The following is a 19835-nucleotide window of genomic DNA, read 5'->3' as shown; positions in this document are numbered from 1 at the left end:
CTCAGATCGTTAAATCATTTTCTGATTTTATATCGATGGCATTTTTGAGAAGCTTCTGAAGAACAGCCGCAAAGACTGCAATTACGAGAGACGCGAAGATAATAACCAAACCGATAACGATCAGACCGGGAGCGTCGTCCATATCTGCAATGAGATAAACGAAAGGTTCAGCTGCCGCATACAAAATGCTAATCGCAATCGCGCAGTACTTAATATTTTTCAACGCCTTCACGGATAATTCGGAGAATGCCTGGTTCTTATCGATATAGCCGAGCAGCTTAAATGCCTGATACAAAGCCATATAAAAAGGTATCGCCGAAAGATACATCGCGATGATAATTGGATATACCCAACTGTCCGGCCAAGCTTCCCTAGCCTCTTTCATTATTGCAGGCAACCCTAAAATACACAATGCAAGAACCGGAAGCCCCATCAGAAACACGGTCACCTTCAAAAAGAGCGTTGTTCCCCGTTCCACAAACATGCACCTCACTTCATTATTGTCGTTCTGAATGTAACACATCATTTATCGTTTTACAATATATTTTACTCGTTTTGAAGAAAGTCATCATGCTTGCTTAGTGAGTTTCCTCACAAAAAAGCAGCCATCGGATTGATGGCCGCCCATATATCACTTGCTTGGCTTCCAGACATATTTGCCTTGTTTGTTAATATAGCCATTACGGTAACTGGCATTTGCATAATTATCGGAGCCATCGTTAATTTGGACACTAGCTAATCCATTATGAAATGGCTCCGCATAATCAAATTGCGGTTTAACGACAAGCTTCCCCTGACTGTCGATAAATCCCCACTTGCCGCTGTAGCCTGCTTCTACCTCAATAGCTGCCAGACCCTCGGCAAAAGGTTCCGCATCGGTGTATTCAGCGGGAATAACTAGCCTCCCCTCTTTATTGACAAAACCCCATAGCGACTCCCCGTTCACCTCTTGCATCACGGGGGCAAGACCGTCATGGAACGAATTTGCTTCTGCGAACTGCGGCTGAATGACATACTTGCCAGTCGTATCAATAAATCCCCATTTACCATTCTCATCTTCAACCGCTGCGAGGCCCTCTTGAAACTGAAATGCCGTGTTAAAACGATAATTTATTTTTACATTTCCGTTCTTGTCAATAAAACCATAGGTTTCGTCTTTATTAACGGCCGCCAAGCCTTCTTGAAAGTACGACATGCCATCCGAGAAGTTATATTCGTACTGAGGTTGAACTGTAAATTTCCCCTCAGTGTCAATAAAGCCCAAACGCGGTTTTTCTTTGCCGAAACCAATATAGTTGGTGATAACAGCCGCTCTTCCCTCTGTAAAGCCATACGATAAAAAATCGCCAATGGAAAATAACTGTTTACCGGATTTATCAATGTATGAAGTATCAATGACGTCGTTCCCTTTGTATGTAACAACAGCTGCCTTCCCCTCAAGATAGTCCATTGCATAATCGTATTTTATCGGCACCACGACTTGGCCTTGAGTATTAATATAGCCGAATTTTGTTTGTCCTCCCTCTCCTTTCCTTACTAGCGCGCGGCCTTCAGAAAAGTTATGCGCATCATCGAACCGCGGCTTAATTTTAACCTTACCGTTTATGTCCATATACCCGAATTTTCCGTTTTGCTCGATTAAAAACAATGGCTCGTTCTTAAAAGGAAAAGCAGCTGCCGTCAAAAAGGAAGTACAGCAGATTAGGCTTACACCTACTACTAATAAAGAAAAACTTTTCCTCACGTATACACGCTCCTGTCCATTAGTTACTCCAACACTAATTCGGGGACAGGTATTATTTTCCTGCAATTGAAAAACAGACTGTCCAATTAAGGACAGCCCGTCGATTATTTTTCCGCTAATCCTCTACCCAAAAAACAAATCCAAAATGTTGGAGCCGGCTGAGGATTCCTTATTGTAAAATTCGGAGTATCCGCAATTTGCGCAGTACACAACGAGAAACTGGTTATGCTGGATATCGAACATTTTTGATAAGCCGGTCCCGGTCATGGCTACTTCCTTCGTTCTTGCATTTTTGCTTCCGCATTTGACGCAACCTTTTTCAATCTAGATCCTAACGAAACTACATATCGCTATTTGCTTCAAAATAGTCACCTTTGGATTTGTAACGAAACATATCGCTATTCCCCGTATTTCCCCATCTTTTCGCCTCGAAACAACCAAATAACGATACGACGTTTCATTAGATTTTCAAATAGGTCTTTTCCGCTAAATAAGCATACACAGGTTCGTTAGAGCAGTAGCAGTAGCAATAGCAAGAGCCGGACAGACAAAAAAAGACGCCGCCCTCCATCGAGAGGACAGCGCCTGCCAACACCAACCAACCGTTAACTGCGATTGAAGACGATCAGCTTCAGCTCGGTCATATCTTCAATGGCATACTTAATGCCTTCGCGGCCAAGGCCGCTTTGCTTAATGCCGCCATACGGCATTTGGTCAACACGGAACGTTGGGATATCGTTAATCATCACTCCGCCTACCTGCAGCTGCTCGGACAGATCTAGCGCCGTCTTCAGATCATTCGTATAGAGGCCGGCCTGCAGCCCGAATTCGGAATCGTTCACCTTCTCGACCGCTTCCACCAGGGTATTCACTTTATTCACTATGACTACCGGTGCGAACACTTCCTTGCAGGATACCTGCGCATGGGGAGGGACGTTCAACAATACGGTCGGCAGCACGATGCCGCCTTCCGCCTTACCGCCGCAAGCGACGGTTGCGCCAAGCTCACGCGCCTCCTCCATCCACTCGAGCGCCCGCGTGACATCCCGCTGCGAGATCAATGCCGATACGTCGGTTGCCGGATCGAGCGGATCGCCGACTTGAAGCTTCCGAACCTCTGCCGTAAAACGTTCCACGAATTCTTCGAATACTTCTGCTAGCACGTAGACTCGCTGAAGCGAAATACATACCTGTCCCTGGTAGGAGAATGCGCCAACTGCGGCGCGCGCGGCTGCGGCCTCGATAGGAACGCCCTTATCGATAATAACCGCGGAGTTCGAACCAAGCTCAAGCGTTACGCGCTTGATGCCAGCCATTGCGCGAATGCTTGCACCAACCGCCGCGCTTCCCGTAAAGGTAACCATGTTCACCCTGGGATCCTTCACGATAGCTTCGCCTAGCAGACGGCCATCGCCGGTAATCACGTTAAGCGCTCCTTCCGGCAGACCCGCCTGCTCAAGCAGCTCCGCGATAAAATACGCGGACAGCGGCGTTTGCGGCGCGGGCTTCAGCACGATCGTATTTCCTGACGCAATCGCCGGCCCAAGCTTGTGGGCAACCAGATTGAGAGGAAAGTTGAATGGCGTTATGGCGCCAACGACCCCTATAGGCTCGCGAACGGTATACCCAAAGCGGCCTTCGCCGCCCGGCACCGCATCCATAGGAATCGTCTCTCCATGTATGCGCTTCGCTTCTTCGGCAGCGATTTGATAAGTCTGAATCGTGCGGTCAACCTCCGCATATGCAGCCTTAAGCGGCTTGGCCGCCTCCAGCGCGACAAGCCGCGCCGCCTCTTCCCGGCGCTCGGCCAGCAGCCGCGCAAGCTTTTCCAGAATAGCGGCACGCTTGTGGGACGGCATTTTACGCATAACTGCCTTGGCCTCTACCGCAGCTTCAATAGCCAGATTCGCCTCCGCCAATCCGGCGTCCGCAATCTCGGCGATCGCCTCCTTAGAATAAGGCGCATAAAGCGTCGTATAGGTTGCCGTCTCGATCTCTCGTCCGCCGATAAGCAGCTTTTGTCTCCTCATTGCCAGCACTCCTTTGCTCTAAACCTTACAGAATAACATTCGATAAATATTGCTCGGGTGATCGGCCTATCACGGCTTTGAAGTCTTTGCTGAAATGCGCCTGATCGTGATAACCCAATTCTACCGATAACCCGGCCAAATCCTGGGCTTGCCCAAGGTCCATCGCTTCAGCGGCATTTTGCAGCCGGAACAACCGGATCACCGACTTCGGATTTACTCCGACGTACTTGGCGAACAATCGCTGAAGCTTCCGGATGTTTATGTCAAAAAACTCGCAGACCTGCTCTACCTTGGTTATACCCTGGTTGCCGGCCGCATAATCGATAATCTGATTGACTAGCGTAATTTGCTCATCATAAGGCGGAAGCCTCTTTGTCAGAAGCCGCTCGACCACTTGAATCATCCGCTGGTCATGATTCTGCTCGGCGAGTACAAGCTCTTCAAGCTCCGATCCTTGTATCCCGAGCACGGTCTCCACCTCTATGGGTCTTCCCGTCAACTCGGACAGCTCTCTATTCACAAACGGATAAAGTCCGCCCGGCCGGAACTTCACGCCAAAAACAATTCCGCTTCCGCTCAGCAGATAAGAGAACTTCTCTTTGCCTGGCCCGTAGAAAAAAGTTTTGCCCTGCTCCACCACCAGATTGGCACACGGATTCGGTACAACATGCTGCCAATAGGAATCATTCTGTTCCAGATTCCACTGAACCATCCAGTAATGCTTGATAAAAGGCGACAATACCTCCGAAGCCGGATAACGTTCCAGCCGGAATTGGTCCCCTGCTCCATTTAATCCGAGAACGCCCATGCTGGGCCGGGTTTGCGGTTGGCTCATCCCTTCACTCCTGTTCCTGTCGCGTTTTTACAATACTTAGAAAAAGGCCTCATCTATAATGAGTTTACCACAAGCATAGAAGAACCTATTGTGGGAATTCTTTTTTAGGAGGATCACTTAAAGATGGAACTCAACTATGTATTCTATATTGACGCCTCGCCTGAGCAAGTGTGGCAGACGCTTGTCAGTCCCGAAGGAACCCGGAGCACCTTTTTCGGAACTGTCCTGAACTCTACCCTGGAGCCTGGCTCCTCCTTCGAATACGTTGGCCCCGGAGCGGACGGCGAGAATACGGTTCATGTATACGGCACAATACTGGAGGCGGACCCGGGCAAATCGCTCAGCTATCTGGAGCATCCGGGCCCTTCTTACAGGGACAACCATGACGAACTTGAATCCCGCGTGACCTTCACTCTGGAGACGGTAGGCTCTTGCACCAAGCTGACGCTCGTTAATGATCAGTGGACGCCGGATCACCCTTCCTTTGCGAATTCGAAAGAGCACTGGTGGATGATGCTCAGCAACATTAAGACGTACACGGAAACGGGTAAAACGCTCGACTTCGGCTGGTAATAAGCAAGCGTAAACGGCTGTATTCTCTAAAGCCGGCGAGAACAAGCATAGGACAAAAATAGGCTGTCGGGGAAACCCGACAGCCATTTCGCTATTATTTTGACAGTTTGCCCTTCCATGCGCTAATGCCGCCTTGCAGGTGGGCAAGATCGCTGTATCCGTTTTTGCGCAGTACTGCGGCCGCGTTTTTGCTTCTCATCCCGCTACGGCAGTAGAGCAGCAGCGTTTTATCCCGTGGAATATCGCCAAGTCGGCGGGAGAGCTGGGACAAGGGAATGTTCCGTGCGCCGGGAATAAATCCGCCCTTGAATTCTCCGGGCTCCCGGACATCAATAATCATCGCTCCGTATTTAACGCTTTCTTCCTTAAACACTTCCGCATTCAGGTTTCTCAAGCCTTTGGCCGGTTTCATGCGGGTATAGGCAAACCATGCGATCAGCACGATAATGACAATATTGATAAGGGTCCCCGTACTCATTAAACCAGCCCGCTTGTCCAGGCGTTTAATCCGCCCGTCATATTCACAACATTAAAGCCCTTTTCGCTTAATAATTCGCAAGCCAGTCCGCTTCGGTTGCCGCTGCGGCAGATCATAATGATCTCCGCGGAAGAGTCGAGCTCATGCAGCCGTTCGCCAAGCTGGCCAAGAGGAATATGCTTTGCTCCTTCAACATGGCCTGCCGCCCACTCGTTAGGCTCGCGGACATCCACCATACACAATGTCTCACCTTGCTTAAGCTTCTCGGCCACTTCTGCCGGCGAAATCGTTTTAGTTACTTGAAATGCCATAACGATTCTCCTTTTCTCATATTCGATCGGAAAGCATCAGCGGCTCTTTACCAGCAGCTCTACCGCTTCCTGTACAATTTTACTCGTATCCTTATTGCCTGCGGCTTGCTCAGCGAGAATGCACTGCTGCAGGTTCTCCGCGACAATCTGCGCAATCGCCTTATCCGATGCGTTTCGTATCGCAGACAGCTGCGATACCACGTCCTTGCAGGATTTTCCTTCCTCCATCAGACGAAGCACGCCTCTGATTTGCCCTTCAATTCTTCTTAATCTAGTTTTCATCGCATCTGTATAGTTGTAATCCATTTTCAATCTTCCTCTCTATATCATACCGGTATAGGTATAGTATAGAGCAAATTTCTTCTATACTAACACCTTTAAATGAAAAGATTTACTTTCGCATCAACCGCATCTCCGAGATAAGCCGCTACGCCTGCGTATTCCAGTCCGTCAATAAGCTCTTCCTTTTGCAGACCGAGCAGGTCCATCGTCATCGTGCAGGCGACAAGCTTAACGCCTTGCTCTTGAGCCAGCTCAATTAGTTGCGGCAGAGATAAGGCATTATGCTTCTTCATCACATGCTTGATCATTTGCGGTCCAAGGCCGCCAAAATTCATTTTGGACAACCCCAGCTTCCGGGCGCCTCGCGGCATCATCCAGCCAAAGGCTTTTTCCAGAGGACCTTTGCGCGTCTTGACGACCTCGTCTTTCCGAAGCGTGTTTAGACCCCAGAACGTGAAAAAGATCGTAACTTCATGATCATAGGCCGCTGCCCCGTTCGCTATAATAAAAGCCGCAATCGCCTTATCCAAATCGCCGCTAAACAAAACAATCGTCGTTTTTTCTGCCATGTCCTGATACAGACACCCTTTCGGTTTATTATTCTCTTATTATTCTCTCCTCATACCAATACCCCTATAGGTATTATAAATGCCGAAAAACCTCTTCTGCAATAGCTGCATTCGCTCCAATTACAGGATAGTCAACCACGTCTTCACAGCCGTAAACGCAATAAGCACGACCAAACCGTATCTCAACAATTTCACATTGATTTTTGAGCTCACCTTGGAACCAAGCGGCGCCCCGATCAGACTGCCGATTACGGTAAACACCGTAGGCCAAAGCGGGATCCCTCCGCCGGTTAGTTTGCCGGCTACTCCCCCAATCGCCGAAATGAATACAATGGCAAGTGAGGACGCTATAGTGGTTCGCGTCGGTATCTTCAGCACCGTTAGCATGATCGGAATCAGAATAAATGCCCCGCCCGCTCCCACAATACCGGACACAATCCCTACAAGGAATGAAGCTCCTACCGCGATAAACTTATTAAAGGACAGATCCCCTGCCTTTTCTTCCGTCCCTCTGCGGGGAATAAGCATAAGGATAACGGCAAGCACGGCAAGGATCCCGTAAATCAAATTAATCATGTTTCCGTCGAGCATTCCCGATAAGAAGCCGCCGATCAAGCTTCCTGCGAGAATGCTGCTCCCCATATAAGCAACAAGCCCTTTATGGAGAACCGCTTGCGCTCCGCCGCCCTTCTTGCGAAAGGCGAGTACGCCGGCAAGCGAGGCGAAAAACACCTGAAACATACTTATCGAAGAAACCTCATGGGCCGAAAAGGATGCGGCGCCAAACAGAGGCGGCACATATAATAACAGCGGAAAATTAATGATCGCGCCGCCGATACCAAGCAAACCTGAAAAGAAGGAGCCAACAACCCCAAGGGCTGCCATGATGATGTAGAGCAGAGTATCCATTGTTCCCCTCCTTCCAAGACAACGTTTTTTGCACAAAAACCTGTATACGCAGCATATAAAAGAAGCTATACTAATACCAAGTAATTTTATATGAAATGAGGTATAATGATGCTCAATAAAATAAAAAGCTGGTTTGAAGATAAATGCCCGGTTTGCGACGATAAGCTTCAAGCTGTGTCGAATACGGCCTGCACAACTAAATCTTGCCCGCAGGGACACTACAAAGAAGAAACCTACTGCACGCTTGGCGTTACCATCGTCTATGACGGCTTGAAATAAGCGGATGCGCAAAGGCGTATTCGCTTATTTCCTATCATTTAAATTTTTCGAACGTAAAATTTATAAATGCCGTTGTCTTCTTCGTGGCTGAGCAGCTCATGCTTCGTTTGCTTTACCCACGCTTGAAAATCGTTTACCGAGCCCTTATCCGTAGACAAAACCTCCATAACCTGGCCTACCTGCAGGCTATCCAATGCTTTCTTCGCTTTTACGATCGGCATCGGACATGCCATTCCCTTTGTATCTACCGTAAGATCTGTTTTCATGTTTATTTCCTCCCGGAATGAATGATTTTGTTGTTCCTTATTATTTATCATGAACGGCGCAGCGGTTAGGGCCAATTTCCATATCGCGCTGCTCGTCCTCGCTTGGATTTATTTTCCCCATATTCGTTTGACGGATTTGCTGATAAGCATTAGGCTGCGGAGGCAGATTCTCCGTTACCGTACGGCGGAATTCCGTTTCTTCCGCAATATTGAGACCGGGGTTGCTAAGGTACAAATCGGACAGCTTCGCCATGACTCTTCCGCCTTCTCCAAGCTCCGTGACTTTGCCGAAATGGGCAGGCAGAACCATCAGATCCTCCGACAAGGATTTATAACGCTTGTACAGCGTCTCCCGCAAATCGCTCACCCAATCCTCAGCTTGGCCAGCCAAATCGGGTCTGCCGATCGATTTGATGAACAAGATGTCTCCGGTTAACAGATATTGATCGTCAATGATAAAGGACGTACTGCCAATCGTATGGCCAGGGGAATAGACCGGCTGAATCCGGATTGTTGTGTTTCCGACCGTAATATCGCGGCCCTCTTCCAGCTTCTCGTAACCGAAAGTTACCTCTTCCGCATCCTTTGGCGGCAGCCAATACGTAGCGCCCGTTGTCTCGGCCAGCTTCCGGCCTCCGGATATATGATCGGCATGCAGATGCGTATCCAGCGTATGCTTGATTACAGCGCCCTTCTCCTTAGCGAATTGCTCGAAAACGTCCGTCATTCGCAGCGCATCGACCACCGCGGCTTCCCCATTCGATACAGCCATGTAAGACAAGCAGCCCTTGCCAATCCGTACGAACTGGTACAGCTCGCCGCCGTCCTTCAGATCGCCGATCTTTACTGGCTCCAGGTATTCGCTCCACGATTTCATGCCGCCTTCGAGATAAAATACGTCGCCGCGGCCAGCTTCCGCCAGCTGTTCAGCCACGAATTTCGAAGAGCCTTCCTTCGCGCAGACAACAAGAATCTTTTTGCCTACCGGAATGCGGGGAAGAATGTCGTCAACGCCTTCCAGCAATTCGAAATAAGGAATATTGATGATTTCAATGCTGTCGCCTTCGATTTTCCAATCCTGAAAATCCGTTTCGTTGCGCACATCGAGAATAAACAAATCCTGCTTATCGAGAACCATGCGGGTAAGCTCTTTCGCTGTCATTTTTTCAATTGTTGTATCCGTCATTATTGAAGCCTCCTTAGGAGAATATAAAATTAGGATTATGGTTTAGAAAGTCAAAGAAACGTTAGCGTCCTTGGCAAAGTCGAGGAAGGTAACGGCTCCTCCGACTTCGATTCCGTCTACAAAATCTTCTTTTTTCAAATTCATGACATCCATCGTCATTTGGCAGGCAATGATTTTTACGCCCATTTCCATCGCCATTGCAAGCAGCTCCGGAATAGCCGGAACATTGGCTTGCTTGAAGCCTTCCGCAAAATGCTCCGCTCCTGCCGGAAGCGGCAGCTGGCGATGCATCTCCTTGTGAATCAGGTTCAAGCCTTCGAAGGTGAAGAAAATAGCCACTTCTGCGTCCGTTGCCGCAGATGCCGTTGCAATGTTAAAAACCTTGTACGCGTCAAACATTCCGCCGTTGCTTGCGATAATCGCTACTTTAGTGCTCATATTAGATAACCTCCGTTTATTGGTTGTTTGTTTACAGCTTTTCCGTTGGTCCCGTCCATTCCGACATGCCCGGTATCACATTCTTTACTTGCTTGAAGCCTTTGCTTGCGAGCAGCTGACAGGCCAAATCGCTTCTGGCGCCAGTTCTGCAAACGACATACAGCTCATCCTCCGGCTTCAGTTCACCTAGTCTATATTCCAGCTCGCCAAGCGGAATAGATACGGCACCGGGTATGCGATTAAACAAATATTCGGCGGACTACCGCACATCGAGAATCGTTATGTTCTCTGCCGCTTGCAGCCTCTTCAAAAGTTCGTCGTTGGACGCCGTAAGAGGATGCTTTTTCTCTTCCTTCACTTCATTAGGACTTGATTTACGGAGATAATGCTTAAGCAAATCTCCCTCTTCGACAGTTCCCAAATATTGATGGCCCGTGTTTCTCGCCCAGCCTTGAATATCAGCAAGCGAACCTTTGTCCGTTGCCTGAACCTCTATCACTTGACCGGATTCAAGCTGATCCATCGCTTTCTTTGTTTTGACAATCGGCATCGGACATGCCAAGCCTTTGCAATCCAGCACCTGATTTACTTTAATATCAAGCAATGTTGTAGCCTCCTCAAAATGTAGGTTTTTTGCCACTATGAAAAACAAATATTGATTTGCTTTGCCCGCCGGGATGTAAATTTGAGTTTAATACGTATACCCCTATAGGTATATTACGTTCGGGATGATTTCTTGTCAACCGCTCGGAAGTATACTTATTTTCCCAGACTAATTAGCGGATAGATCATGTATCGCCTAGGTACTATATGAGAAAAGGTTATGTATTGAAAAAAGCAGCCTTTCGGCTGCTCTACAACAAAATGGTTATGAAGGCGACCAATACCTTCCGCCCTTAAGATCCGTATCCTCCAGTGCACCGTCTGCTTCCTGCAAGACAAACAAGTTCTCGCCTTCGGCACCCGCCCAAGCGATCCCCAGCAGCACCCCTTCATCCGAGTGGGCCAGGAACAGCACTTCGAATCTTCCAGGGTCGTCGCCGCCGTCTACCCGCCAAGTACCGGATTCGTTATAGGTTGCGGGGAAATCCTTGAACAGCACCTTGTCGTCATTGATGTAAGCGATGCTTGCCAGCATGTCGTCTCCGTCACGCTCGAATACAAACAAGGCTACCTTCTCTTGATCCGATTCGGAGAGTATGCTGCTCGACGTCACTTTTCTGCCCATTAATCCTTCCACGCGGGCTATCGTGTCGGCATCCGCTTGTTCGTATTGCCCGTCTTCGGCGCTGGTTATGTCAACGAGGGAATCTTGGCTGACGACGCCTTCCTTGGCGAGCAGATACGATTTATTCGGCATAAGTATCCCTTCGCCTTTTATCTTATAGATATCCCCCGCCATATTGTTGAAGTTGTCGATCGACTGTCTATTGGTATCCTGATCATTGGCCTCTTGTCGGCGGACATACTCGATCTCAACGCGATCCCCGCCGTTTCCGACAGCCGTGACAAACTGCTCGGGATCCTCGACTTCGTCCCCGTTTTCGCTTGGAATCGTAATCAACTGCTGCCCCGTTTCGTCCGCGAACGCAAATACGTTCTCCAGACGGCTCAGCTCCAATTGTCCGTTAACCGATCCGTCATCCGTTTCTACTGGCGTTTCTATGCTTGGCACCGGCGTTTCAGCAAGTTCACTAACCACTGGTGTTGGTGTTGGCGTGGGTTCGTTTGACTCCGAATTCGTGCATCCGGCAAGCAGCAGCAAGCCTATAGCCCCACCTATCCACATGCCCTTCTTTCTCATCATTTCCCTCCTGTTCATAGTGACCCCGTTCTTATGATTACCTTACCACACCTTGGAAAATATAGAAAACGGCCGTACCTTATTGCTAAGGGCGGCCGCATCGGATAACGAAACATAGTCAACGTAAAATAATTTAGCCGTACTCAAAAAATTCATTAACCACCTAAGCATTAAAACCTATTAAATATAGTAGTTTATGGTAGAATTAATATGGATTTTCATATTGACTCAGGGGGGATATTCGTGTATAAAAGGCAACTTGTCATTATTGCCGTTATTATTCTACTAATTGGAAATATGTTTACGGGCATAGGCTTTGCCAAGGAAGCTTCTGCAGCAGAAAGAACGAACGGAAACGGACTGCCGCTGGGCGATACGACATCGCTGGCCGGCGGACCTGACCGGATCGCACTCGCGGAACTGGATGATGCATACCGCCAGCCAAGCAGCATTGCGCAGTTGAAGGATGGATCTATATTGGCAGCGGATACCGCTAATCATGTCATTCGCCGCATTGCCGGCGGCCATAGCGAGATTTATGCCGGCGCTTCTTTGTCCGACAAGCGTGCGGACACCGGCCTTCCCGCTGGCGGTTTACTGGACGGACAAGCCAAGCTGGCGTTCTTTAACCAGCCTGCGGGACTTGCCGTTAATGCGGCCGGGGATGTATTCGTAGCCGACGCGGGCAATCATGCCATTCGAAAAATCGATGCAGCCGGCAACGTAACCACGATTGCGGGCAATGGCGTTCAAGGCTTGAAGGATGGCAAAGGCGGCGCCGCCTTCTTTAATCATCCGCAGGATGTCGTTGTTGCCGCGGACGGTACGCTGTATGTAGCGGATACGCTGAATCATGTCATCCGACGGATCAGTCCGCAAGGCGATGTGACCACAATCGGCGCTGCCTCTTCGCGCGCTGTAGAGCTTCGTTCCGGCGTTGCCTCGTTTGCCGGAAGCTACAAGAATGGCTCACTGGCTGAAGCCCAGTTCAATGAGCCGGCAGGACTGGCGCTTGATGGGAAAGGCAATTTGTATGTCAGCGACTCCGGCAATCAAGCGATTCGTTATATTGATTTCTCAAAAGGAACCGTAACAACGGCAGCGGGTCCGGGGCCTTCGGATTCCGCTTTCCAGCCTGGAGCGCTTTACGCCGGCTACGGCTTTGCGGATGGGTCGGCTTCAGCAGCGCGTTTCCATTCCCCACGGGGTCTTGCATGGTCCAAAGACTCCGGCCTTATCATTGCGGATGCGCTTAATCACGCGGTCCGCCAACTGAAGGATGGCCAAGTGACAACGATTGCCGGTTCATTAAGCGGACAAGCCGGCTTCTCCGAAGGTATTGAGAGCGAGGCTCTTTTCAACACGCCTTCGGATGCGGCCATTACGGCAAGCGGTAAGCTGTTGATTGCGGACACCAACAATTCGGCAGTCCGGGAGTGGACCAGCTATTCCCCTCCCGCTTCGTGGAAGAAAGGGTCCATTGCGGTCGCTTACGGCAATAAACTGCTTGCTTCGGACGTTGCTCCTCAAGTCAAGCAAGGAAGAGTTATGCTGCCGCTGCGGGCGGTTGGCGAGCTTCTTGGTTTCACCCTTGCTCCAAGCGATAACGGCAGAATTCAACTGAAAAAGGATAGCCGGACCGTGTGGCTTACTCCCGGAGACCGGAACGTTGTGATTGAAACGGCCGGAAGCGATAAGCGCGTTTTGACCGCGGATGTTGCTCCGTATATCGTGAAGAACAGAGTCATTGCGCCGCTTCGTCTAATGGCGGAAATCATGGGCAAGGATGTGCAGTGGGCAGGCAGCGACAAGCTCGTCATCATCCGGGATCTGAAGCATGCAACAGAGTCCGGCGCGGCTTCAACAGCCGGTACGAAGTACACTCCGCGCTTCTTCGAAATAACCGCCCTCCGGGGCGTGTCGAAGGTGAGCTTTGGCGGCCTGCTTACCGTTGATGCTTACGTAGGCATGAAGCTTGGGGAAGGCGCCGTACTCTCAACGGGGGCAAAAGCGACAGCCGAGCTGCGCACGCCGGATAAAGGGGATGTAATTAACGTTGGATCGGGTACCGTTCTGGCTGCAACCGAGCTGCGGGGCACGAACGGTAATAGGACTACGCGTCTAAACGTGCTTGCCGGACATATTTTCTCGCATGCAGCAACCCTGACTCATTCTTCTGACCGTTTCGAGGTCCAGACCGGTCTTGTAACAAACGCGGTAAGAGGCACTCAGTTTTATACTTCCGTTAATCCCTTAACAGGCATTGTTGAGGTAGTTCTTGCGAGCGGCAAAATAGAATCGGCTGGAAACTTTTCGGCAACGCAATTTACGATGCCGCAGTCGATACCAACGTTAATCCTGCCTGCTCAGCAAATTACGCTTGGCGCGCTTCCTCCTGCAAGGTCTATGAATCAGAATGTTAGCCAATTGAATATAAACGATCTGATACAAAATGCCTCTCCTGACGTTATTGCAGCCATCATTAAGGAGAAGGCCGCAATTGACGAAGAGAATGCTCAATACTTGGAAGAGTTGAAAAAGCAGCTTGCCGCCAGTTCAACTAACCCAAGCACTCCAAGCTTGACGGACCAAGAGTCGCTGGATAAGATCAAGAACAACTTGGACCAGCTGCTCGGCAATATCGCCAAGGATGCGCAGAATCAAAGCAAGCTATCCAACGACGAGTTAACCAAACTAATTGAAGAGGCCAACAAAAAGTCTGGCGGCAGCGGCAACAAGCTGGATCTTGGCACCGTGAAACCAATGGATCCAACAGCGGGTCTCGACCCTTCTTTGGAAGCAGAACGCCAAAAGGCGCTTCAGAAAATTCAGGAAGAACAGAAAGCAAAGCTTGAGGAGCAGCAAAAGCGCCAGGAGCAGCTTCAATCTCAGCTGGAGGACAGGAAAAACCAGTATGAAGAAACCAGCAAAAAACTGGATGAAGCGAACAAACAAGCGATGGAAGAGGCAAAGAAATTAGCGGAAGCCGCTTTGCTAAATACGCTTTCGGGCTTGCAGCAGACGGAATTTCAGAGAGCCCAACAGCAAGCGGAGCTGCTCATGAATATGCAGCAATCCGGGCAGCTCGTAACCAATGAAACAAAGCCCGTAGTCCCTCCTGCATCGCCGGTCGTTACGCCGCCTGCAACGCCGGAACCACCCTCAACGCCAAAGGTTGAGATTCATTACAGCGATGACGCGTCTACGGAGCTTCGAGCGGGCAGCGATAATTATGTCCAATCGCTGTATTTCGGAACCGAAAATATTGATCCGGATACCAAGGTTCAGGTCAAGGTGACGATGCAAAAGGATGGTGAGCCGGTAACCGGACTACCGGTGCAATTTAACGATTCGGTCGTTGAATCGAACTTTGAAGGAAGCTTTATTTTACGCAAATCCTATGATGAGAACTATACGCTTGCCGAGCTGCTAGATCGGGAAGACAGCTTGATCAGCTACAGCTCGTCATTAAAGGACGCCGGACAATATACCGAGAAGACCGAATTACTGAAGGTAACCGATGGAGATCCGGTTGTTCTCGGCAGCTTTACCCGTACGCTTACCGTTATTCCGGATGCCGCGTATGCTTTCAACTATGAGCAAGTGGAATTCTATCAGAATGTAGAAGGACTGTGGAGGTTCCAATCCAACGCATACGGTCTTGCGGATGAAGCTGAAGTCGGCTATCGGTTTTCCTTTACGGGACCGGATAACGAACCGGTTGCAGGCCAGGTGATGCGTATCTACGTTGGCCCGCATGTTGCGGAGGGAGAGCCTCAGCATGGAGATCCGGTTCTAATCGAAACAAACAACGAGGGATCAGCTTTGCTGCGATTATCCGATACGGGCACGGGTACGGCAGGCGGTTGGGATCTGGCAGGCCGCGGAATCGATATTTCGCTAATCAGTACGTTGACCGTTGAAGGAAATTATCAGATGTCCGTTCAGCTTGTTCAATTAAACGATAACTCGAGCATTGGCGATCCCCTGTTGTGGAGTTTCAACGTTTATCCTACTTCGTAAATCACATGCAAAAAAAGCAGCCGACTCGGCTGCTTTTTTCTATTTTGCAAGCATTAATCGAGAATAGCGCCTTGCTCTCTCACTGCCGGTCCTCCCCATGGTTCAACACGTTCGTTTGGGTTGATGCCCCCTATTGTACACGCTTTCTTTTTGAGGCGGAAGTGATAAATTAAGGGGCTTAATAATTAATCACGTGTGGATAAAACGACCTGTGGATATGTGGATGAAAGCTGTTGAAAGTCTAATTTTCCCGTGTAATCAGCCCGTTGATATGTGGGTAACTATGTGAATAACTTTACGAAACTTTAATGAACCTAATTCGGCAGGTCGTGTATATTTAACCAGACATGAACGGAAATCTTCCGAGAATACACAAAAAAACAGCGGTGCAAGGCACCGCTGTTTTTAAACGTTCTTATTTAAATACCAGCGTTCCAAAGCTGTCGCTGCGATGAAAATTAGGGGTATCCGACTGAACCGGCGACCAGCTCAAGTAATGAGGGGCCGGCGTCAGATCGCCGCATTTATAGAAATTGCCCTTCATCACGGCACCGGGCTCCGCCCGGAAATCCGGAAACCAATATTTAAGGAAAGCAAACGGGATACGCAGGTTAAGCTCCCAGTACATTCTCCGGCATTCGGGATTCCATAAGCCAAGGACCGTGCGTATGCCGAACTGGCTGGCGGCTTCCGGCAGAATCCGCTTGCGTTTCGAGCCGCCGCTCTCCCCTATCTCCAAGAGCAGCACACCGGCGGCGTTCAGCTCGAAGTTGAGATAACGCGAATCCCTGGCGGGCAGCGGTTGAACGAAAAACTCCACGCAGCTGTCCTGATAGACCGGGTCGCCATGCTGCCTGTGACGCATGACAGGCGATTCCTCGTAAACCCGGAACTGCAGGTACAGCGCCTCTTCATCGTATACGCCGCGAACCTCCGTCTCAGGTGGCTGCTCTATATGAAGCCACTGCTGATAAGCAACCTCGGCGGGCGGCAGCGCCTGCCATTCTTTATCCGTATAGCCGGCAGCGCCCGCTGCAAATGAAAACTCATGCTGTTTGCTCATGGCTTGGCGATCCTTTACGGTACGGCAATCCAAGCGCCGCGTTGATCCGCCGATTCCCGCTCCGCCGTTACGATCTCGATGCTGCCCTTTGTGCTCTCCGGAGTAGCCGTATCCAGCGGCAAGCCTTGAATAAGCGCTTCGATGAAATATTTTTGCTGATAGTAATAGCCCTGATCAGCCGGCAGCTCGGCCGTGAAGCCTGCTCCGTCATTCGGATTTACTTTGACGGAAGCGCCGTCGAACTGCACGTTGCCGTGCTCAAAGTTAACCTTGTAGCCCATCTCAAAGCCGAAGTCGCCATTTAACGTCCAGTCCACTTGGGCGGATACAATCTTGTTATCCGCATAACGGTAATGCGTGGAGACGATATCGTAGCCGCTTCCCGCGATCACGTTTCTGCCGTAGCACGATACCGCTTCCGGTTTCCCGAACAGCCAATTCACGACATCCGTGTCATGCACGTGCATATCGAGCAAAGCGCCGCCGCCCTTTTCGTTCACCAGTACCCAAGGTCCCCAGGATGGCGTGCCGCCGCCGCGGTAGAAGTACGCGCTAGTTACATCGCCGAACCTGTTGCTGCTGACGAGCTCCTGCAGGTAGACATAAGCCGGCCAGAAGCGCAGGCATTGTCCGATCATCAGCTGCTTGCCGCTTTCTTCCGCAGCCGCAATCATGACGTCACACTCTTCCGCATTCATAGCCATCGGCTTCTCGCAGAGAACATGAACGCCGCTGCTTAAGCATTGGGTAGTGACATCGCGGTGCAGGAAGGTAGGCAGCGTTATATCCACCGCATCAAGCTGCTCGCTCTCCAGCATCGCTTGTACCGACGTATATTTGTTGAAACGGCCGTAATCGATCGCGTTCTCCGAGGAAGTATCGATATTGCCGCCGCTGCCGCCGCCGTTCAGCTTCACTTCGTCCACGTCGCAAAGCGCTACGACGCGAATCGGCGCTCCTTCTCTTTCAAGGCGCAGGTAGTTCTCCAGGTGTGTCTTGCCCATAAAACCGAGTCCAATCAGTCCAATTTTAAGCATTAGCGTTCCGTCCTCCCCAAGATGGCATCCATTGCAGCCGAAGTGTTATACACGATTTGTTTCGTATGATGGGTGTATGGCGGGATCATCTCCGCCGTTACGTAATCGTTATAGCCTATCGCTTCCAGCGCTTGAATCACGACCGGATAGTCCACATCACCAGCAAGCAGATCCACAAAGCCGTGAAGTCCGCCCGCTTGTCTGCGGTAATCCTTGAAATGCACCTTCTTGATCCGTTTGTTCAGGATCGAGATCCAATGCTCCGGATAGCCGGAATAAACAACATTGCCTACGTCGAAGTAAGAACCAACGTACTCGGAGCCTACCGCGTCGATAAATCCACGCATCTCAAGCGGAGACAGCAGGAACTTGTTCCAGACGTTTTCGATGCCAACGGCTACCTTCACCGCTTCCGCTTCCTTCGCCAGCTTCGTGAAGAAAGCCAGCGCATTGTCATACGCCCGGTCATAAGGAACCACCGGCGCATTCGGAATAAAATCAACGCCGACCGCTCCAGGCACGATCAGCACCGAATCCACGCCCAGCGCAGCCGCGTGCTCAAGCTGCTTTCTTGCAACGTCAAACGCTTTCGCGCTCACTTGCTCATTCTCGCTGGTTGGCGGGTAGTCCCAATACAAGCCGCTTGCCAGGCTCGACAGCTCGATACCGGTGTTATCCGCAAATTGGCGGATTGCTCGTACTTCTTCCGTTGTACTTTCCAGGCTCAGCGGGCCTGTCTCGTTCAGCGACAGCTCGATGCCGTCAAAACCCGCATCCTTCGCCAGTTCAATACTTTCCTCTATACTCATGCCTGCCGGAAATGACCAAATATTAATCCCTTTTTTCAAGTTGGGCAGCCTCCTTTAGCTCTTTATATTGCCATTATAAAGCCCGCCGCCAGGCCCTTCTTTAGCAAATCAGCCGGACCTTTTGCACAGGGCGAAAAGGATTTATAATTAGTGCAAACGGACATGAAAAGGGAGAGAGCCGAAGGTGGAATTCACTCGCCATACGCTGAAAGAAATGCTTGCGGTACGCAAGCTGATTTCGTTCCATTACTTTGAATTTGCGAAAGGCTACGTGTTCGAGGGAGAGCAGCACGACTTCTGGGAGCTGCTTTACGTGGACAAGGGAACCGTCGAGGTAAGAGCCGATGAGCAGACGCATCAGCTCGAGCAAGGCATGATCATCTTCCATAAGCCCGGAGAGTTCCATACGGTGAAGGTCGGCAGCCAGCATAAGCCGCCTAATCTGTTCGTTCTATCATTCGAGTGCGCTTCCCCGTGCATGGAAAGCTTCGAGAACCGGATCTTGCAGCTGGGGACAAAAGACCGGAATCTGCTCTCATTACTTATGCAGGAAGGCTTTTATTCCTTTGAACCGCCTTACGACAAGTCGGATATCCACGAGCTTGTTACCCGGGAGGACGCCCCTTTCGCCAGCGAGCAGGCGATGCGCAATTACTTGGAGATCCTGCTCGTTCAGCTGATCCGGCAGCAAGAGGATTGCGACCGGCAATCCGCTCGCAAGCCCGCCTCCTTCCAGACGGAGAAAGCCGAGCAGCGGACGGCCGACCGGATTATCTCCTTCATGCGCGGACACTTGGGCGAGCAGTTGACCTTGGACAGGCTGTGCAAGGAGCTTCATTTGGGGAAAAGTCGGCTCAAAGAAGTATTCCACGCGCAGGCCGGCATTGGCCCGATGGACTACTTCAAGCAGCTCAAGATCGAGGAAGCAAAAACGATGATCCGCGAGCACCAATACAACATGACCGAGATTGCCGCCATGCTCGGCTATAGCAGCATTCATTATTTCTCGCGCGATTTCAAGAAGGCGACCGGCATGCCGCCGTCCGATTATGCCCGCACCGCCAAGGCCCGGGCGCAGAGGTGAGAAATCCCTTGGTTTATGTTGCACGATATGCAGTGTAATCGTACATTTGGGGCTCTCTAATAGCCATATCCTGCACGGAGTGCAGGATATCATGGGAAAAACGGTTTATCTGAGC

At 50.3% G+C, this 19835-nt stretch carries 21 protein-coding genes and 1 pseudogene; 4 read left to right on the top strand and 18 right to left on the bottom strand.

Features of this window, described 5'->3' with window-relative positions:
- Window position 1: 1 nt before the first annotated feature.
- The 5 genes from CFI03_RS19110 to CFI03_RS19090 form a co-directional block, all read right to left on the bottom strand.
- On the bottom strand, window positions 2-478 hold the full coding sequence (locus CFI03_RS19110; protein WP_201007782.1) for a DUF2975 domain-containing protein: 477 nt from the start codon (window positions 476-478) through the stop codon (window positions 2-4).
- A 153-nt stretch (window positions 479-631) separates the two neighbouring features.
- Window positions 632-1744: a WG repeat-containing protein gene (locus tag CFI03_RS19105; RefSeq protein ID WP_248758634.1), complete on the bottom strand. Its 1113-nt coding sequence runs from the start codon at window positions 1742-1744 to the stop codon at window positions 632-634.
- Window positions 1745-1867: 123 nt separating this feature from the next.
- The gene (locus tag CFI03_RS19100) at window positions 1868-2068 is read right to left on the bottom strand and encodes a zinc ribbon domain-containing protein (protein WP_248758924.1); all 201 of its coding nucleotides are present in this window, start codon (window positions 2066-2068) and stop codon (window positions 1868-1870) included.
- Between the two features lie 281 nt (window positions 2069-2349).
- The gene (locus CFI03_RS19095; protein WP_248758630.1) at window positions 2350-3774 is read right to left on the bottom strand and encodes an aldehyde dehydrogenase family protein; all 1425 of its coding nucleotides are present in this window, start codon (window positions 3772-3774) and stop codon (window positions 2350-2352) included.
- Window positions 3775-3799: 25 nt separating this feature from the next.
- Window positions 3800-4609, bottom strand: coding sequence for an AraC family transcriptional regulator (locus tag CFI03_RS19090; protein WP_248758626.1), 810 nt, complete (start codon window positions 4607-4609; stop codon window positions 3800-3802).
- Window positions 4610-4732: 123 nt separating this feature from the next.
- On the opposite strand from CFI03_RS19090, the gene CFI03_RS19085 reads away from it, so the two are divergent.
- Window positions 4733-5182 (top strand): SRPBCC family protein, encoded by a 450-nt coding sequence (locus CFI03_RS19085; protein ID WP_248758625.1) that lies wholly within the window; start codon window positions 4733-4735, stop codon window positions 5180-5182.
- A gap of 94 nt (window positions 5183-5276) precedes the next feature.
- Here CFI03_RS19085 and CFI03_RS19080 read toward each other — a convergent pair whose 3' ends face one another.
- The 5 genes from CFI03_RS19080 to CFI03_RS19060 form a co-directional block, all read right to left on the bottom strand.
- The gene (locus tag CFI03_RS19080) at window positions 5277-5660 is read right to left on the bottom strand and encodes a rhodanese-like domain-containing protein (protein ID WP_248758621.1); all 384 of its coding nucleotides are present in this window, start codon (window positions 5658-5660) and stop codon (window positions 5277-5279) included.
- On the bottom strand, window positions 5660-5971 hold the full coding sequence (locus CFI03_RS19075; protein WP_248758619.1) for a rhodanese-like domain-containing protein: 312 nt from the start codon (window positions 5969-5971) through the stop codon (window positions 5660-5662). Before CFI03_RS19075 ends, CFI03_RS19080 begins: the two co-directional genes overlap by 1 nt.
- A gap of 36 nt (window positions 5972-6007) precedes the next feature.
- Window positions 6008-6277, bottom strand: coding sequence for a metal-sensitive transcriptional regulator (locus CFI03_RS19070; protein WP_127492559.1), 270 nt, complete (start codon window positions 6275-6277; stop codon window positions 6008-6010).
- Between the two features lie 71 nt (window positions 6278-6348).
- Complete coding sequence (locus CFI03_RS19065; protein ID WP_127492556.1) at window positions 6349-6822, bottom strand: DsrE/DsrF/DrsH-like family protein; 474 nt, start codon at window positions 6820-6822, stop codon at window positions 6349-6351.
- Between the two features lie 120 nt (window positions 6823-6942).
- Window positions 6943-7731, bottom strand: a complete 789-nt coding sequence (locus CFI03_RS19060) for a sulfite exporter TauE/SafE family protein (RefSeq protein ID WP_248758618.1) — start codon at window positions 7729-7731, stop codon at window positions 6943-6945.
- A gap of 105 nt (window positions 7732-7836) precedes the next feature.
- On the opposite strand from CFI03_RS19060, the gene CFI03_RS19055 reads away from it, so the two are divergent.
- Window positions 7837-8010 (top strand): hypothetical protein, encoded by a 174-nt coding sequence (locus CFI03_RS19055; protein ID WP_248758616.1) that lies wholly within the window; start codon window positions 7837-7839, stop codon window positions 8008-8010.
- Between the two features lie 38 nt (window positions 8011-8048).
- Here the strand turns inward: CFI03_RS19055 and CFI03_RS19050 are convergent, their stop codons facing one another.
- The 5 genes and pseudogenes from CFI03_RS19050 to CFI03_RS19030 all read right to left on the bottom strand — a co-directional run bounded on the left by CFI03_RS19050 (window position 8049) and on the right by CFI03_RS19030 (window position 11707).
- Window positions 8049-8276, bottom strand: coding sequence for a sulfurtransferase TusA family protein (locus CFI03_RS19050; protein WP_248758614.1), 228 nt, complete (start codon window positions 8274-8276; stop codon window positions 8049-8051).
- Between the two features lie 40 nt (window positions 8277-8316).
- Window positions 8317-9462: an MBL fold metallo-hydrolase gene (locus tag CFI03_RS19045; RefSeq protein WP_248758612.1), complete on the bottom strand. Its 1146-nt coding sequence runs from the start codon at window positions 9460-9462 to the stop codon at window positions 8317-8319.
- Between the two features lie 42 nt (window positions 9463-9504).
- On the bottom strand, window positions 9505-9900 hold the full coding sequence (locus CFI03_RS19040; protein WP_127492548.1) for a DsrE/DsrF/DrsH-like family protein: 396 nt from the start codon (window positions 9898-9900) through the stop codon (window positions 9505-9507).
- Between the two features lie 31 nt (window positions 9901-9931).
- Window positions 9932-10504, bottom strand: a pseudogene (locus CFI03_RS19035) (sulfurtransferase TusA family protein).
- Between the two features lie 264 nt (window positions 10505-10768).
- On the bottom strand, window positions 10769-11707 hold the full coding sequence (locus CFI03_RS19030; protein WP_248758611.1) for a hypothetical protein: 939 nt from the start codon (window positions 11705-11707) through the stop codon (window positions 10769-10771).
- A gap of 240 nt (window positions 11708-11947) precedes the next feature.
- On the opposite strand from CFI03_RS19030, the gene CFI03_RS19025 reads away from it, so the two are divergent.
- Entirely contained in the window at window positions 11948-15727 is a 3780-nt protein-coding gene (locus CFI03_RS19025) for a stalk domain-containing protein (RefSeq protein ID WP_248758609.1), read from the top strand.
- A gap of 415 nt (window positions 15728-16142) precedes the next feature.
- Here the strand turns inward: CFI03_RS19025 and CFI03_RS19020 are convergent, their stop codons facing one another.
- From CFI03_RS19020 to CFI03_RS19010, 3 genes are read right to left on the bottom strand one after another with little or no spacing between them, the layout of a single operon-like run.
- Window positions 16143-16790 carry a carbohydrate-binding family 9-like protein gene (locus CFI03_RS19020; RefSeq protein WP_248758605.1) on the bottom strand — a complete coding sequence of 216 codons (648 nt, stop codon included), beginning with the start codon at window positions 16788-16790 and terminating at the stop codon, window positions 16143-16145.
- A 14-nt stretch (window positions 16791-16804) separates the two neighbouring features.
- On the bottom strand, window positions 16805-17827 hold the full coding sequence (locus CFI03_RS19015) for a Gfo/Idh/MocA family protein (protein ID WP_248758601.1): 1023 nt from the start codon (window positions 17825-17827) through the stop codon (window positions 16805-16807).
- Window positions 17827-18675: a sugar phosphate isomerase/epimerase family protein gene (locus CFI03_RS19010; protein WP_248758600.1), complete on the bottom strand. Its 849-nt coding sequence runs from the start codon at window positions 18673-18675 to the stop codon at window positions 17827-17829. Before CFI03_RS19010 ends, CFI03_RS19015 begins: the two co-directional genes overlap by 1 nt.
- 145 nt (window positions 18676-18820) lie before the next feature.
- Here CFI03_RS19010 and CFI03_RS19005 point away from each other — a divergent pair, with 145 nt between their 5' ends.
- Complete coding sequence (locus CFI03_RS19005; RefSeq protein ID WP_248758595.1) at window positions 18821-19720, top strand: AraC family transcriptional regulator; 900 nt, start codon at window positions 18821-18823, stop codon at window positions 19718-19720.
- The last annotated feature ends 115 nt before the right edge of the window (window positions 19721-19835 follow it).

It is taken from the genome of Paenibacillus sp. ATY16, from assembly GCF_003399985.2.
Lineage (GTDB): Bacteria > Bacillota > Bacilli > Paenibacillales > Paenibacillaceae > Pristimantibacillus > Pristimantibacillus glycanilyticus.
This window is presented reverse-complemented; position numbering and strand designations above follow the sequence as displayed.

Bases quoted from the DNA above. Each gene is read 5' to 3' on its own strand.
- CFI03_RS19055 (WP_248758616.1), top strand. From the start codon at position 7,837: ATGATGCTCAATAAAATAAAAAGCTGGTTTGAAGATAAATGCCCGGTT.
- CFI03_RS19095 (WP_248758630.1), bottom strand. From the start codon at position 3,774: ATGAGGAGACAAAAGCTGCTTATCGGCGGACGAGAGATCGAGACGGCA.
- CFI03_RS19090 (WP_248758626.1), bottom strand. From the start codon at position 4,609: ATGAGCCAACCGCAAACCCGGCCCAGCATGGGCGTTCTCGGATTAAAT.
- CFI03_RS19070 (WP_127492559.1), bottom strand. From the start codon at position 6,277: ATGGATTACAACTATACAGATGCGATGAAAACTAGATTAAGAAGAATT.
- CFI03_RS19080 (WP_248758621.1), bottom strand. From the start codon at position 5,660: ATGAGTACGGGGACCCTTATCAATATTGTCATTATCGTGCTGATCGCA.
- CFI03_RS19030 (WP_248758611.1), bottom strand. From the start codon at position 11,707: ATGATGAGAAAGAAGGGCATGTGGATAGGTGGGGCTATAGGCTTGCTG.
- CFI03_RS19085 (WP_248758625.1), top strand. From the start codon at position 4,733: ATGGAACTCAACTATGTATTCTATATTGACGCCTCGCCTGAGCAAGTG.
- CFI03_RS19015 (WP_248758601.1), bottom strand. From the start codon at position 17,827: ATGCTTAAAATTGGACTGATTGGACTCGGTTTTATGGGCAAGACACAC.
- CFI03_RS19075 (WP_248758619.1), bottom strand. From the start codon at position 5,971: ATGGCATTTCAAGTAACTAAAACGATTTCGCCGGCAGAAGTGGCCGAG.
- CFI03_RS19050 (WP_248758614.1), bottom strand. From the start codon at position 8,276: ATGAAAACAGATCTTACGGTAGATACAAAGGGAATGGCATGTCCGATG.
- CFI03_RS19060 (WP_248758618.1), bottom strand. From the start codon at position 7,731: ATGGATACTCTGCTCTACATCATCATGGCAGCCCTTGGGGTTGTTGGC.
- CFI03_RS19020 (WP_248758605.1), bottom strand. From the start codon at position 16,790: ATGAGCAAACAGCATGAGTTTTCATTTGCAGCGGGCGCTGCCGGCTAT.
- CFI03_RS19065 (WP_127492556.1), bottom strand. From the start codon at position 6,822: ATGGCAGAAAAAACGACGATTGTTTTGTTTAGCGGCGATTTGGATAAG.
- CFI03_RS19045 (WP_248758612.1), bottom strand. From the start codon at position 9,462: ATGACGGATACAACAATTGAAAAAATGACAGCGAAAGAGCTTACCCGC.
- CFI03_RS19040 (WP_127492548.1), bottom strand. From the start codon at position 9,900: ATGAGCACTAAAGTAGCGATTATCGCAAGCAACGGCGGAATGTTTGAC.